General features: G+C 48.1%; 17 protein-coding genes and 1 tRNA gene. 5 read left to right on the forward strand and 13 right to left on the reverse strand.

The window, feature by feature from the left end; genetic code table 11:
• Nucleotides 1-7: 7 nt before the first annotated feature.
• The 7 genes from hprK to lptC all read right to left on the reverse strand — a co-directional run bounded on the left by hprK (nt 8) and on the right by lptC (nt 5,176).
• On the reverse strand, nt 8-961 hold the full coding sequence (gene hprK / locus R2083_RS11230; RefSeq protein WP_132428131.1) for an HPr(Ser) kinase/phosphatase: 954 nt from the start codon (nt 959-961) through the stop codon (nt 8-10).
• The gene (locus tag R2083_RS11235; RefSeq protein WP_317538490.1) at nt 948-1,415 is read right to left on the reverse strand and encodes a PTS sugar transporter subunit IIA; all 468 of its coding nucleotides are present in this window, start codon (nt 1,413-1,415) and stop codon (nt 948-950) included. The genes hprK and R2083_RS11235 overlap by 14 nt, the downstream gene beginning before the upstream one ends.
• Before the next feature lie 71 nt (nt 1,416-1,486).
• Nucleotides 1,487-1,813, reverse strand: a complete 327-nt coding sequence (gene hpf, locus R2083_RS11240) for a ribosome hibernation-promoting factor, HPF/YfiA family (protein WP_317531342.1) — start codon at nt 1,811-1,813, stop codon at nt 1,487-1,489.
• An 18-nt stretch (nt 1,814-1,831) separates the two neighbouring features.
• Nucleotides 1,832-3,283 (reverse strand): RNA polymerase factor sigma-54, encoded by a 1,452-nt coding sequence (locus tag R2083_RS11245; protein ID WP_317538491.1) that lies wholly within the window; start codon nt 3,281-3,283, stop codon nt 1,832-1,834.
• Nucleotides 3,284-3,337: 54 nt separating this feature from the next.
• Nucleotides 3,338-4,060, reverse strand: a complete 723-nt coding sequence (lptB, locus tag R2083_RS11250) for an LPS export ABC transporter ATP-binding protein (protein WP_108698715.1) — start codon at nt 4,058-4,060, stop codon at nt 3,338-3,340.
• Between the two features lie 34 nt (nt 4,061-4,094).
• Nucleotides 4,095-4,628, reverse strand: coding sequence for a lipopolysaccharide transport periplasmic protein LptA (gene lptA, locus R2083_RS11255; RefSeq protein ID WP_317538492.1), 534 nt, complete (start codon nt 4,626-4,628; stop codon nt 4,095-4,097).
• Between the two features lie 11 nt (nt 4,629-4,639).
• Nucleotides 4,640-5,176: an LPS export ABC transporter periplasmic protein LptC gene (gene lptC / locus R2083_RS11260; RefSeq protein WP_317538493.1), complete on the reverse strand. Its 537-nt coding sequence runs from the start codon at nt 5,174-5,176 to the stop codon at nt 4,640-4,642.
• A 244-nt stretch (nt 5,177-5,420) separates the two neighbouring features.
• Between lptC and nadA the strand changes: the two genes are divergently transcribed.
• From nadA to smbP, 5 genes are all read left to right on the forward strand, one after another.
• Entirely contained in the window at nt 5,421-6,518 is a 1,098-nt protein-coding gene (nadA, locus tag R2083_RS11265; protein WP_317538494.1) for a quinolinate synthase NadA, read from the forward strand.
• A 124-nt stretch (nt 6,519-6,642) separates the two neighbouring features.
• Nucleotides 6,643-7,815, forward strand: coding sequence for a cardiolipin synthase ClsB (gene clsB / locus R2083_RS11270; protein WP_317538495.1), 1,173 nt, complete (start codon nt 6,643-6,645; stop codon nt 7,813-7,815).
• Nucleotides 7,816-7,875: 60 nt separating this feature from the next.
• The gene (locus R2083_RS11275; RefSeq protein WP_317538496.1) at nt 7,876-8,898 is read left to right on the forward strand and encodes an L-threonylcarbamoyladenylate synthase; all 1,023 of its coding nucleotides are present in this window, start codon (nt 7,876-7,878) and stop codon (nt 8,896-8,898) included.
• A 25-nt stretch (nt 8,899-8,923) separates the two neighbouring features.
• Nucleotides 8,924-9,694, forward strand: a complete 771-nt coding sequence (locus tag R2083_RS11280) for an HAD family hydrolase (RefSeq protein WP_317538497.1) — start codon at nt 8,924-8,926, stop codon at nt 9,692-9,694.
• A 73-nt stretch (nt 9,695-9,767) separates the two neighbouring features.
• Nucleotides 9,768-10,121, forward strand: a complete 354-nt coding sequence (gene smbP / locus R2083_RS11285) for a small metal-binding protein SmbP (RefSeq protein WP_317538498.1) — start codon at nt 9,768-9,770, stop codon at nt 10,119-10,121.
• Between the two features lie 84 nt (nt 10,122-10,205).
• On the opposite strand, the gene R2083_RS11290 is transcribed toward smbP, so the two are convergent.
• From R2083_RS11290 to R2083_RS11315, 6 genes are all read right to left on the reverse strand, one after another.
• Complete coding sequence (locus tag R2083_RS11290) at nt 10,206-11,273, reverse strand: peptidoglycan DD-metalloendopeptidase family protein (RefSeq protein ID WP_317538499.1); 1,068 nt, start codon at nt 11,271-11,273, stop codon at nt 10,206-10,208.
• 16 nt (nt 11,274-11,289) lie between these two features.
• A complete protein-coding gene (locus R2083_RS11295; protein WP_317531353.1) occupies nt 11,290-11,952 on the reverse strand; it encodes a protein-L-isoaspartate(D-aspartate) O-methyltransferase in 663 nt (220 codons plus the stop codon).
• A 45-nt stretch (nt 11,953-11,997) separates the two neighbouring features.
• A complete protein-coding gene (gene surE, locus R2083_RS11300) occupies nt 11,998-12,741 on the reverse strand; it encodes a 5'/3'-nucleotidase SurE (protein ID WP_317531354.1) in 744 nt (247 codons plus the stop codon).
• Between the two features lie 96 nt (nt 12,742-12,837).
• A tRNA-Pro gene (locus R2083_RS11305) sits at nt 12,838-12,914 on the reverse strand.
• 72 nt (nt 12,915-12,986) lie between these two features.
• Entirely contained in the window at nt 12,987-13,367 is a 381-nt protein-coding gene (locus R2083_RS11310; RefSeq protein WP_317538500.1) for a MerR family transcriptional regulator, read from the reverse strand.
• Entirely contained in the window at nt 13,345-13,653 is a 309-nt protein-coding gene (locus R2083_RS11315) for an integration host factor subunit alpha (RefSeq protein ID WP_317531356.1), read from the reverse strand. The genes R2083_RS11310 and R2083_RS11315 overlap by 23 nt, the downstream gene beginning before the upstream one ends.
• Nucleotides 13,654-13,759 lie beyond the last annotated feature (106 nt).

Here is a 13,759-nt window from a genome sequence, read left to right on the forward strand (position 1 = left end):
GCCGGAATTAATTCTTATCGGCTAATTCGTTATTCATCTCACGTTCGTGGCGTTCAATGAATTCCTTCGTGCCATCGATGCCGCGCAATTGCAATACATAATTCCGTACTGCCGCTTCCACCAGAACGGCCAGATTACGGCCAGCCGCGACGGGAATGACAACCTTGCGGATATCGACACTCATAATGTTTTCGGTGAGATCACTGATCGGCAAGCGCTCCAACTGACCTGAGCTTGATCCGCCGCTATTTTGCAAATGCACGATCAATTTCATGTTTTTGCGGCGCCGCACCGCCGTTTCGCCGAAAATGGTGCGGATGTTCAGCATGCCCAGACCGCGCACCTCCAGATAATCCCGCAGCATCGGCGGACAGCGGCCTTCCAATGTTTCCGGTGCAATACGGCGTAATTCCACTACATCATCCGCAACCAAGCCATGGCCGCGGCTGATCAATTCCAGCGCCAATTCGCTTTTACCGACCCCGCTTTCGCCGGTGATCATCACGCCCATGCCAAGCACATCCAGAAGCACGCCATGTAGACTGCACGATGGCGCCAGCGCGGTGCTCAGATAGGTGCGGATCAGCCAGATCACTTCCAGGCCGGGATAAGGCGAATGCAGCAACGGAATATTGTTTGCGCTCGCCATATTATAGATCGGCGGCGGCACTTCGGCATTATCCGCGACGATGATGCAGGCCAGATTAATCTGCGTGAGCTGATTGATCTTTTTCTCCAGCGAGGCGGCTTCCAGCTTGTTAAGATAATGAATTTCATCGCTACTGATGACTTGAATCCAATCGGGATGAATGAAATTCAAATGACCGATCATACCCTGCCCCGATTGCGCGATTTCCTCATCGCTGAGCTCAATCGCAGCGCCTGCTTGACCGGTGATCCAGGTCAGTTTGAGTTTGTCTTTTTTATCCTCGAAAAGCTGTGCAATACTAATTCGCGACATTGGGTTCCCAGTCGGTAATGAGCTTATGGATTCCGGCGGCATCCTTGCATTTCAGGATACTTTCACGAAACTGCTTATCGCTGAACATTTGCGCCAGCTCGCTTAGAATCTGCAAATGCTTGTCAGTGGCTTTTTCCGGAACCAGCAAAATACAGGCAATATTGACCGGTTGACCATCCGGCGCGTCAAACGGTATCGCTTCCTTCATGGTCACCAGCGCAGCGATCGCTTCGCGCAATCCCTTGATCCGGCCATGCGGGATGGCGACACCTTGCCCTAATCCGGTTGAGCCGAGTTTTTCACGCGCAAACAGGCTGTCGAAAACCTGGCTGCGCGCAATTTGATTCGTATTTTCAAATAACAATCCAGCTTGTTCAAAAACACGTTTTTTGCTGCTGACATCAAGATCGACAATGAAATTGGTCAATGGCAGCAATTGCGAAATTTGATTCATGGAAAATGGAATACTTTCTTCTAAATGATAATACCGCGGGTCATGCTGAAACCGCATGATGCCGCAACATCTTATTGTTCAAGATCCTGATCTTTCAGTGCGCCGTGATTGCGCCGTTCAAGATTCTTTTCCTTGTGTTTGAGGATTTGCCGGTCCAGCTTGTCAACCAGGCTATCAATCGATGCGTACATGTCTTCGCTGTCGGTCTCGACAAAAATATCTTTACCGCGTATATGAACATTAGCTTCAGCCTTTTGCTTAAGCTTTTCAACCGAGAGAATGACGCTGACATCAATGACATGATCAAAATGGCGTTTAATTTTACTGATTTTTGAAGTGACATAATCACGCATGGCATCAGTAATCTCTACATGGTTACCGGTAAGTTTAAGGTTCATATCCTTCCTCTAATTTGATTAAATGGACTTGCGAAGATTTGCCGCGGGAATCTGTAGCGATTCCCGGTACTTCGCAATGGTTCGACGCGCAACAACAATACCCTGTTGCTCAAGAATACTTGAAATTTTATTATCGCTCAGCGGCTTCCTTGGATTTTCTTCCTGTACCAATTGTTTGATCAACGCACGAATTGCCGTGGCTGAACAAGCGCCGCCTGAATCTGTGGCAACATGGCTGCCAAAAAAATATTTGAGCTCAAAAATACCTCGCGGAGTATACATAAATTTTTGTGTCGTTACCCGTGATACTGTGGATTCATGCAGATCCAAAGTTTCCGCAATCTCGCGCAGCACCAGCGGGCGCATCGCAATTGCACCGTGTTCAAAAAATTGCTGCTGCCGCTCCACGATGGCATTGGCTACTTTCAGAATGGTATTGAAGCGTTGCTGTATATTTTTTATTAACCATTTGGCCTCATTCAGCTGACTGACTAATTGACGCGCGGAATGATGCTCCTGTTTGAGTATGTTAGCATAGAGATGGTTTATATTGAGGCGCGGAATCGCATTCGCATTAAGATGTGCAACCCATACACCGCCTCTTTTCGTCACCGTAATATCGGGCACAATGTAGCGTTCGCTATGAGAACCAAATTGCGCACCCGGCTTAGGGTTCAAACTGGTAATCAGTTTGTTGACAGCACGAAGGCTCTCATCATCACACGCCAACAGCTTTTTTATTTGACCGAAATCATGAGAAGCCAGAATTTCCAGATAATCCCGCACTACCTTGATCGCTTGGTCACGGTGACCAGCATTACTTGGCATCGCCTGTAGCTGCAATAGCAAGCACTCCTGCAAATTGCGCGCCCCCACGCCCGCAGGATCAAAATGCTGCAAGCGTTGCAACGCACTTTGCAAATCATCGGCACCGATGTTTAGCTCCTCGGGCAGCAGAGTCATCAACTCGTTTAAATCTTGTAACAGATAGCCATCATCGTCCAGACTGTCGATCAGCAAGCCGATAATTATTTTTTCACGCTCGGAAATCTGACTCAAGCAGGTTTGAAAATTCAAGTGCTCCCGCAAACTTAAAGGCTTATCAGGTATCTGCGGTCCATCCAGATCATCATCTTCAGGAGTACCATAAGAGACAATATTGTCTTGCTGCCATTCCGGATCGTGCTCAAAATCCTCTTCGCGCTCCGCTTTAACTTCGGTTGATTCCGCTTCTGCTGCAATAGCGTCAGAATCTGCTGATTCGGAAGCGGTTTCCGGGTGTTCGGATGAGACAACCGCTGGCGGGGCGCTCCACTCCTCCCCCAATTCCAGCAATGGATTCTCTTGCACCATTCTCTCAATTTCTTGATTCAGTTCAACGGTGGATAATTGCAACAACCGGATAGATTGCTGCAATTGGGGAGTCAGTCTGAGTTGCTGCGATACTTTTAATTGGAGTGTCTGCTTCATAATCCTGAAAAAACAATAATCGCCAATCGATTCAGTTGCAGTCCGCCCGGAACGCTATAGCCGGAAGTGTTCCCCCAAATAGACTTCTCTAACTTTTTCATTATTGATGATCTCTTCAGGTTTACCTTGGGCCAGCACGTGGCCTTCGCTGATGATATAAGCCCTGTCACAAATACCTAAAGTCTCGCGCACATTATGATCAGTAATGAGAACACCGATCCCCCTTTCCTTTAGAAAGGAAATCACCTTCTGAATATCGATGACAGCAATCGGATCCACGCCGGCAAACGGTTCATCCAACAGAATAAACCGCGGCTGGGACGCCAATGCACGCGCTATTTCAACACGGCGGCGTTCACCTCCGGACAGACTGATTGCGGCATTATCGCGCAAATGACTGATGTGTAAATCGTGTAATAAGTCATCTAAATACCGCTGTTTCGTGTCTTCATCGAAAGGCTGCAATTCCAGGATCGCGAGAATATTTTCTTCAACGGTCAAACGCCGGAAAATGGAGGCTTCTTGCGGCAGGTAACTTAATCCGAGTTTTGCGCGCTGGTGAATCGCCATCTGACCTAAATCCTGATCGTTCAGATAAATTCCGCCGCCATCCAGCGGCACCAAGCCGACAATCATATAAAAACAGGTCGTTTTACCGGCGCCATTGGGCCCCAGCAAACCAATCACCTCACCGCTGCCCAGTGAAAAAGACACATCCTGCACAACCGTGCGTGATTTATAGCGTTTTTTTAAATTACTCGCTCTTAACTCACTCATTTTATGAGATTCATTCCACTCGTTGACCGGTGACTTATTCTTCGGGTTTATTTTTAGGCTGGATGGTGATACGCACCCGCTTATCGGGGCCGCTTTCAACACCGCGCTCCTTGCTGCCGACAACCTTGAAAAACTCGGTGGTCATATCATAGGAAATATAGTCGCCCTGCACTTCATCGGAGCCTCGCTTCAGCCGCGCTTGCCGGAACAATTCGATTTTGTCCGCTTTACTATCGTATTCCGCCCGTTCGCTCCATCCCTCGACGTATTCATTCATGCGATCGCGTTTCTGCCGGAAACTCACCAAGTCCCCCGTTGCGGTAGCATGCCGGAATCCTTGCGGATCCTCCTTCATCACCACTTTATTGGCCAGTATGCGCAGCGTTCCTTGCGTCAGTACGACGTTCCCCGTGAATGTGCTAATCCGGATGCCTTCCTTACGATTCACATCCTCCACCGTAGCGTGATCCGCTTCCAGATGCATCGGCTTCTCACGATCGGCGCGCTCAGCCATAGCCGGTTGGATAAAAAATAAACTAGCAAAACCAACAACGAACAGTATCTTCATATTTTATTCAATTACTTTTTATTAACAGCTTTTACATTGGACAGGAGCTGTATCATCCCGGTACGGTTGTTGAACTCCAATCCGTTCGCATTGACCGTGGTCTTAAATCTTGAAATGGTTACGTCCTGGTCTGACTTAATCAAGCTTTCGTCCGGAATAAGATGCAAGAAATTAGTCGCTAAAGTAATCTTGCTTTTATCATCATCCGTTCCTCGGATAGCCGTCACATCTCCGGTTAAATAAATATCCTTACCTTTACTGATTATGACCGCCCGATCCGCAAACAAACGCATCAACGGTTTCTCCGGTTCGATGTTGATAAAATTGACATGCTCCAATTCGGTAACTTTATCATCAAGGTAATGAAATAATTTTTGCGCGGTGAATTTACGCTGAATCGCATGCTCGTATTCTATCCGGATGCCGGATAAATTCTCCGCAATATAATCCGGATTGCGATACAAATCCTCATCCTTCACTTGTTCCGGCGGCCGGGTCAGACGATCCAGCCAGAAGGTCAAAAAGATCAACAAGACTATGAGAATCAAAGGAGATCTGATATGTAGGCGAGCGCTCATCTGGAAATTTTATTCGTTTCTTTAACTGCGGCAATTTGGAATCGGACCAACACTGCCGATTAAAATTTCCACTTTTATGAATTATAACAGAACACTAATTCTCATTTTATGAATCGATTCTCACTGCGGCCCTTTAAATTTCAGCTTGAATCTATATCTTAAAGTAGAGTAATGTGCATCATTCAATCAACAAATTGGGAAGAATAGGATCGCGATGCATCAAGAAGCCTTTGAATTTGAACAGTATGATCAACTGCAGGATGAAATATGCGCGCAACGCATCGTCAGCGCCAAAAAAGCGTTGGGAAAGCGTGCCGTCATTCTGGCTCATCATTATCAACGCGCCGATGTATACCGGCACGCAGACTTGACCGGTGATTCCTTAAAGCTTTCCCATCTGGCCGCGCAAACAGATGCGGATTATCTGGTATTCTGTGGTGTGCACTTCATGGCGGAAGTCGCGGACATGCTTTCCAGTTCCGAACAAATCGCTATTCTGCCCGACATGGCGGCCGGCTGCTCCATGGCCGACATGGCCAATCTCGCCAATGTCGAACGCGCCTGGCGTGAGCTTGCGGAAATACTAAATCCCGATGAAGTGATCACTCCCGTGACCTACATCAATTCCGCCGCCGACCTGAAAGCGTTCTGCGGGGAACACGAAGGTATCGTCTGCACCTCCAGCAATGCCGGTAAAGTTCTGCAATGGTCGTTCAAACAACGCGAAAAAGTGCTGTTTTTCCCTGACCAGCATCTGGGCCGCTGGAGCGGAAATCAATTAGGTATTCCGCTGGATGAAATGGTGGTATGGAATTTTGACGAACCGATGGGCGGATTGACGCCCGAACAAATTAAGAAAGCCAAAATTCTGTTGTGGAAAGGCCATTGTTCGGTGCATCAAATGTTTCAGCCGCAGCATATTATCCGTTTCCGCAATCAACATCCCGATGGCATTGTGATCTCGCATCCGGAATGCAGCTTTGAAGTGTGCAAGGCATCGGACTATGTCGGTTCGACGGAATACATCATCAGAACCATCGCAGCCGCAAAAAGCGGCACACGCTGGCTGGTTGGCACGGAATTGAATCTGGTCAGCCGGATCGCCGAGGAATTCAAATCTCAAGATAAAATTGTTCAATTCATGTCGCCGATGGTATGTATGTGTTCGACCATGGCGCGGATCGACCCCCAGCATCTGGCCTGGGCGCTGGAAAATCTGGTTAACGGCAATGTGGTCAATCAGATCAAAGTGCCTGAACATGAGGCCAAACTGGCAAAAGTGGCGTTGGATAGAATGCTGAGCATCTCGTAACCGCGTCGCATCAATCCGTGTCTGGAAATCCGCCGACCGTTTGTTGCAACATGCCGGAACATTTCCACCGGCTGATTGACCGCGTATTAATGCCTATCGCACCGGCACAGCGCTTGTTTTCTCCATGAGAAATTTTCACTTTGTTGAGAACAATCACGTCACTTTACTGCACAATGGCGCGGAGTATTTCCCGGAATTAGAAGCTGCAATCGACAAAGCGCACACTGAAATTCACCTGGAAACGTATATTTTTGAATACGATGCAATTGGTAGAAAAATCGCCGATGCTTTAAAACGTGCGGCTCAGCGTGGTGTAGCCGTGTTTCTGCTGCTCGATGGCTTCGGCTCGCAGGATTTCCCCCGGGAAGAAATACAGCGGATGCTGCAAGCGGGCATCAAAGTGCTTATATTCCGGCCGGAATTTATTTTTTCAAAGCCGCGCCGCTACCGGTTGCGTCGCATGCACCGCAAATTAGCCATCATTGATGCGCAAATCGCTTTCATCGGCGGAATCAATATCATCGACGACGAACATAACCCGGAAAATCTGACCCCGCGCTTCGATTATGCCGTCATTATCCGTGGCCCGTTACTGGTGCAAGTCCATAAAGCTGTGCGGCATTTATGGCTGATCGTCGCCTGGGCGCATTTTAAGAAGCGCTGGGGCCATCCTGCCGCGATTAATCCATCCGGTGAATCATGCGGAAATCAAAGAGCCGCATTGCTGATACGCGACAATTGGCGGCATCGTCACGATATCGAGCACGCTTACTTGGATGCCATTGATCAGGCGCATAGCGAAATTATTATTGCCAGCGCCTATTTTCTGCCGGGAAGAAAATTCAGCAACGCGCTGAAAAATGCTGCACGGCGCGGTGTGCACGTCGAACTTTTGCTGCAAGGTAAAATCGAATACCGCTTGCAGCATCATGCCACCCAAGCCCTGTACGAAAATCTCTTGGGAGCGGGAATTAAAATTTATGAATATAATCGCAGTTATTTGCACGCAAAAGTAGCGGTCATTGATCAGCATTGGGCCACAGTCGGCTCTTCCAATATTGATCCATTTAGCTTGCTGCTTGCGCGCGAGGCCAATGTCGTTATTGAAGATCACGCATTTGCCGCGACCTTAAGAGCCAGTTTAAAGACGGCCATTGCGCAGCAATCGACCCCTGTGACGCCGGCCAGCAAAAGTATCTTTTCATGGCGCAACTACATCGTGAATTGGCTAAGCTTTCATATCGTGCGGATGATGCAGGGCATACTGGGATATGACTGGCATGACAATACGCCGTGATTCATTTCACCGCATCATGGCATGATTGTTTGCCTTAATCGAGAATCGAAAGTTACAACAATGCAACCAACGTTATCCACACCGCAGTCCGGCTTGACCGCGGAGCAACAACAGCAAATTACTGCCGCAGCGGGAATATTATGCGCGGGCGGAACGGTTGCGTTTCCAACTGAAACGGTTTACGGTCTGGGTGCCGATGCCACCAATCCTTCCGCTATCCACAAGATATACCGGATAAAACAACGCCCCGCCGATCACCCGCTGATTGTCCATATCGGCGCTATTGCGCATTTGCATTACTGGGCGCAAGCGATTCCGGAATCCGCGTGGAAGCTGGCACAGCACTTCTGGCCCGGGCCTTTGACATTCATCCTGCAGCGCAACCGGCGCATACCCGATTGCGTAACGGGGGGGCAAGATACTGTAGGGCTGCGTATGCCGGCGCATCCCATCGCGTTGGCTTTACTGCAAGCATTGGGCCCGGAAAAAGCATTGGCCGCGCCTTCGGCCAACCGGTTCGGGCGCATCAGTCCGACCACAGCCGCGCACGTACAGCAAGAATTAGGCCCGGAAGTCGATATGATCCTGGATGGCGGTGCGTGCGCAGTCGGTCTGGAAAGCACCATCATTAGTTTTCACGATGACTTACCGCAAATACTCAGGCCGGGAGGGATTGCGCTATCCGCGCTTGAAACCGTGCTGGAAGGTCCGGTTCTGCTGGCGCACAACGGCCAGCAAACCATCCGCACTTCCGGATCCTTGCCCGCGCACTATGCGCCGGTAACGCCATTGCGAATTTACCCTGCGGAGCAACTATGGCAACACGCAGTAGCTCTGGCGGAACAAGACTTGCGCATACTGGTCATAACCTGGTCCCACAGCGCTCAGTCACGGCCCGCCTTGAGTCAATCCATCGAACAATTCGCCATGCCGTCCGATCCTGTCGCGTATGGTCAGCAACTGTATGCCAGATTACGGCAGTTTGACCGGGCAGCATTTGATTATCTGCTCGTTGAGGCGCCGCCAGATCATCCGGGATGGTTAGCCATCACGGATCGTTTGCAACGTGCCAGCTACCACTGATTCAATACTTACCAAGACTAATACAATGAATACAAATAATAAATTACAAGCTGTACTATTTGATGTTGACGGCACGCTTGCCGACACGGAACAAGATGGTCATCGTTTGGCTTTCAATGCCGCCTTCAAACAATTCCATCTCGACTGGAATTGGGATATCGATCTTTATGGTGAGTTATTGCAAATTACCGGTGGCAAAGAGCGGATTCGCTATTTCATGGAAAGATATGCACCCGCCGAGCTCGACAAAAGCAATCTGACCGAATGGATCGCCAGTCTGCACAAAACCAAAACCAAGCATTTTGAGTCGTTGATGGAAACCGGCAACATCCCGTTACGTCCCGGTGTCGCCCGGTTGATTCACGAGTTGCGCCGGGAAAAAGTAAAGCTTGCGATCGCAACCACGACGACGATGGAAAATGTCACTGCGCTGCTTAAATCGACGCTAGGTGAAGAATCGATCGGCTGGTTTGATGTGATCGGCGCGGGCGACATCGTGCCGTTGAAAAAACCGGCGCCGGATATTTACCACTGGGTGCTCGATCAACTCAAACTAACCGCGCCGCAATGCATCGCCATAGAAGATTCGGAAAACGGCTTGAAATCAGCACGTGCGGCAAATCTTTCCACCCTCATTACTGTCAGCGGTTATACTCGTTCACAAGATTTTAGCGGTGCGGTGACTATTCTGTCCGATCTGGGCGAACCATCCCAGCCATTCACACACATGGGCGGTGTAACCCTTGAGCGGGGATGGGTCGATTATAAAACACTCAATAACCTGATCAATCCTTAGTATTCCACCCGTACGAAAAAGATCACTATTGAGCATTGGTAACCTTTTCTTAACCAGCACGGAGGGAAGTAGCATGAAACTCAAGCAAACTTTAGCGATCACTGTGATCGGCGCCTTGTTTTACTTCAGTTCACAAGCCATAGCAGCGGACGCGCGCCAACATACAACGGAAGCGATAAAACACGCGGAGGATGCGCAAATTCACGGCAAAGCCGGACATAGCAAAGCATTGCTGGATCACGCGCAAGAAAGCCTCACCCATGCCAAAGCCGCCGAAAAAGAGTCTGCTGAGGCACATCAACACATAACCGAGTCGATCAAGCATTTAGAAGAAGCGATTGCGCATGCGAAACAAGATCATGCGGAGGAAGCGACCAAACATACTGTCGAAGCGTTGAAACACCTGCGGCAATCAGTTGCTGAATAAAAAAGCAGCGGACATAAAAAAGCGCATAACCTTCTATAGTTATGCGCTTTTTTGCTATTTCTCGAGCTAGTTTACTACCGGCTATTACGATTGATTAGGTAAATATTGTAATGGATCAACCGGTTTTCCATGTTTACGGATTTCAAAATGCAATTGGATCGTATCCGTATCGGTATTGCCCATTTCCGCGATTTTCTGCCCTTTCACCACGGCTTCGCCTTCTTTGACCAGCAATTTACTGTTGTGCGCATAAGCGCTCAGAAATGTATTGTCGTGCTTGATAATGATCAGATTTCCATAGCCGCGCAGGCCATGACCGCTATAAACCACCTCACCCGCCGCGGAAGCAAGAACCGGTTGCCCTGCTTGGCCGGATATCTTTACCCCTTTGGAATTCTTGGAAAAAGATGATAATAATTTTCCTGTTGTCGGCCAGATCCAATCGGCAACCGAACTAGCCGCTTTATCGGACAGTGATGATTCAGGTTGAGGAGCGACTTCAATTTTGGTATTTTTTTCCGCTACTGCGGATGCAGGCGGTATTGCAGGCGAAGGGTTATTGGCCGGATATTGTGATCGTGCTACATTCTGCTCTGAAAAAGGCAATTTAAGCGCTTTAGGACTGGTTTTTACCTTGCCGCTACTGACTGCGGGACTGCTTTCGGGCGGAACCGGAGTAACTCGGTCAACCGGATTCTGCGCCGGTTCAAGCGTTACCGTTTCGGGTTGCTGCGGTAACGCGAATAATGCCGGTTGCGAGCTTTTTGCCGGCATCGATAAATAAATTTTTTGCCCCGGTTTGATCGACTTTGGATCGGTAATATTATTCCATTCCGTCAATTTCTTGAAATCCACACCATGATTAAGCGCGATTCCGTATAGGGTATCGCCTTTCTGCACCGTATAGACTTGACCATCCGTATTGTTCGATTCGACCGGCTTTACAGGTTGCACCGCATCGCTTTTTGCGCGATCGATTACCTGGACGGGAGGCTGTGTCGTACTACACCCAATCAACAGAAGACTGGCGCCGCACAACAAATAAAAATCGCTAATGGGTAACGTTAACCGCTTCGGTAAAGAAAATATCGTAACCATATACTTGCAGATATCAATAGTGTTGATCAGTTTGATCGTTGCATGATTTGCCATTTTATACCTCGCGCCGCTATTGTTTTATGACTCCTGCCAGTAAAGGTACAAAATTCACTTCTTCCAATACCGTCTCGGCAAAACCTTGCGAATTCCGTTCAATAATGCATAAATGCTGCTTTTGGGTTCCCTTCGGGAAAACCATCCTGCCGCCGACTTCCAATTGTTCCAATAAAGAAAGCGGCACGTGCGTCGTCACTGCCGTCATGATAATACCATCAAAAGGTCCCGCTTCGGCAAGCCCAAGCAAACCATCCGCATGTTTTAAATAGATATTCCGGATTTGCAATTCTTGCAGCCGGATACGAGTGCGTGTCAGCAGCGGCCCAATCCGTTCTATTGAAAAAACCTTTTGCGCAATATGTGCCAGCACGGCAGTCTGATAACCACAACCGGTACCAATTTCCAGCACCTTGCCTAAACTTGCATTGGCACGTAAAAGCTCGCTCATGCGCGCCACGATCCAAGGACTGGATATCGTTTGTCCGTAATTTATAGGTAAGGCAACATCTTCATAAGCCCGGCTTGCCAAGGCTTCTTCAACAAAAATATGACGAGGAATGGTACTCATCACGGACAAAACCACTTCATCCGCGATTCCTTGTGCACGCAAACGTTCAATCATGCGCATGCGTGTACGCTGCGAGGTCATACCTATTCCAGAATGACGAACATTCACCAATCAGTACCTATAAAATTTCAACTCTCTCGACATAACAAGCGCCTAGTTATTAAGCCAGCTTGTTATCAGATCCAACTGATCATAACGGGTGAGATCTATCTGTAACGGCGTTACCGAAACCCGATGATGCTGCACAGCATAAAAATCCGTACCTTTCCCAGCGTCTTGCGCCGGACCTGCCGCGCCCACCCAATATACGGTTTCACCACGGGGATTTTGCGATTTGATGACGGGTTCCGCTTTGTGCCGCCGCCCCAAGCGAGTCACTTCGATTCCTTGCAGTTGCTGATATTCGATATCCGGCACATTAATATTCAACAAAACGGGACTCTGAATTTCATTTTTTTTGAAACGTTCCACCATATCAACCGCAACACGTGCGGCGGCGGAGTAGTTCCCCCTGGACGCATCGACCAGGGATACAGCCAATGAAGGAATTCCCAGCAAAAAACCTTCTGTGGCCGCAGCAACAGTACCCGAATAAATCGTATCGTCACCCATGTTAGCGCCCTTGTTGATTCCGGAAACAATCATGTCCGGCATAATGTCGAGCATGCCGGTGACTGCCAAATGCACACAGTCTGTCGGTGTGCCATTGACATAATAAAAACCGCTATGGGATTTACGCAGGCTTAATGGACGATCCAGCGTCAAAGAATTACTGGAACCGCTTCGATCTCTTTCGGGTGCAACGACTATGATTTCTGCAATTTGTGCGAGTGATTCAGCAAGGTAAGCAAGACCGGGAGCAAAATATCCATCATCGTTACTGAGCAATATGCGCATTTTTATGAAGTTATGAAAATCACCAGATAATCAAACGAACATTCGTGCACAGTAAACTCAGCATCTGTCATATTTTTAAGTCGAAGTCCAATCAAGTGGTCGGGGCGAGAGGATTTGAACCTCCGACCACTTGCACCCCATGCAAGTACGCTACCAGGCTGCGCTACGCCCCGAGCGGGCAATTATAGCAAACAATACACGTGAACTTTAGAAACTCTTACTTAGAAAGCATCACTTACTATCACTCATGAGCGCAATTGCGACACAATACTCTGAATTTCACGCCGGATATAACTTAAATCCGTCATTGAAGGCTGCGGACCGGCAGTAATATCTTCCAATGAAATCAATTCGCTTTCAGCATGTTCCAAACGGTTACGCGCGCCACTGATTGTAAATCCTTGATCATACAGTAACTCTTTAATGCGCCGTATGAGCAATACTTCTTGATGCTGATAATAACGTCGATTACCACGGCGCTTTACGGGCTTTAATTGCGCAAATTCTTGTTCCCAATAGCGCAATACATGCGGTTTGACACCGCAAAGAACACCCACTTCCCCGATAGTAAAATATCGTTTGGCAGGAATCGGCAGTAGTGTATTACTTACTTTTTTGTTTTCCATGATAATTTTTCTCAACCAAAGATTTTAACTTCTGGCTTGCATGAAATGTGACGACACGACGGGCAGTAATCGGAATTTCTTCCCCTGTTTTTGGATTCCTTCCCGGACGCTGAGGTTTTGCTCGTAATTGAAAATTACCGAATCCAGAAAGTTTTACTCCCTCACCATTTTGCAAAGCGGTACGTACTTCTTCATAAAACGACTCGACCATATCCTTGGCCTCACGTTTATTAAGTCCCACATTTTCAAACAATAAATCTGCTAATTCAGCTTTTGTTAATGCCATACTTCACTCCAGTTAGTTATTAATTTTATAGCTATAATTCATCTAAATTAGAATCATCAAGCAGTAACACTTTTACTTTAGATAAAAAGAGATTAATAACTTATCT

This window comes from Nitrosomonas sp. Is35, from assembly GCF_033063295.1.
Classification (GTDB): Bacteria; Pseudomonadota; Gammaproteobacteria; order Burkholderiales; family Nitrosomonadaceae; genus Nitrosomonas.

Bases quoted from the DNA above. Each gene is read 5' to 3' on its own strand.
- hprK (WP_132428131.1), bottom strand. From the start codon at position 961: ATGTCGCGAATTAGTATTGCACAGCTTTTCGAGGATAAAAAAGACAAA.
- R2083_RS11235 (WP_317538490.1), bottom strand. From the start codon at position 1,415: ATGAATCAAATTTCGCAATTGCTGCCATTGACCAATTTCATTGTCGAT.
- hpf (WP_317531342.1), bottom strand. From the start codon at position 1,813: ATGAACCTTAAACTTACCGGTAACCATGTAGAGATTACTGATGCCATG.
- R2083_RS11245 (WP_317538491.1), bottom strand. From the start codon at position 3,283: ATGAAGCAGACACTCCAATTAAAAGTATCGCAGCAACTCAGACTGACT.
- lptB (WP_108698715.1), bottom strand. From the start codon at position 4,060: ATGAGTGAGTTAAGAGCGAGTAATTTAAAAAAACGCTATAAATCACGC.
- lptA (WP_317538492.1), bottom strand. From the start codon at position 4,628: ATGAAGATACTGTTCGTTGTTGGTTTTGCTAGTTTATTTTTTATCCAA.
- nadA (WP_317538494.1), top strand. From the start codon at position 5,421: ATGCATCAAGAAGCCTTTGAATTTGAACAGTATGATCAACTGCAGGAT.
- clsB (WP_317538495.1), top strand. From the start codon at position 6,643: ATGAGAAATTTTCACTTTGTTGAGAACAATCACGTCACTTTACTGCAC.
- R2083_RS11275 (WP_317538496.1), top strand. From the start codon at position 7,876: ATGCAACCAACGTTATCCACACCGCAGTCCGGCTTGACCGCGGAGCAA.
- R2083_RS11280 (WP_317538497.1), top strand. From the start codon at position 8,924: ATGAATACAAATAATAAATTACAAGCTGTACTATTTGATGTTGACGGC.
- smbP (WP_317538498.1), top strand. From the start codon at position 9,768: ATGAAACTCAAGCAAACTTTAGCGATCACTGTGATCGGCGCCTTGTTT.
- R2083_RS11290 (WP_317538499.1), bottom strand. From the start codon at position 11,273: ATGGCAAATCATGCAACGATCAAACTGATCAACACTATTGATATCTGC.
- surE (WP_317531354.1), bottom strand. From the start codon at position 12,741: ATGCGCATATTGCTCAGTAACGATGATGGATATTTTGCTCCCGGTCTT.
- R2083_RS11310 (WP_317538500.1), bottom strand. From the start codon at position 13,367: ATGGAAAACAAAAAAGTAAGTAATACACTACTGCCGATTCCTGCCAAA.
- R2083_RS11315 (WP_317531356.1), bottom strand. From the start codon at position 13,653: ATGGCATTAACAAAAGCTGAATTAGCAGATTTATTGTTTGAAAATGTG.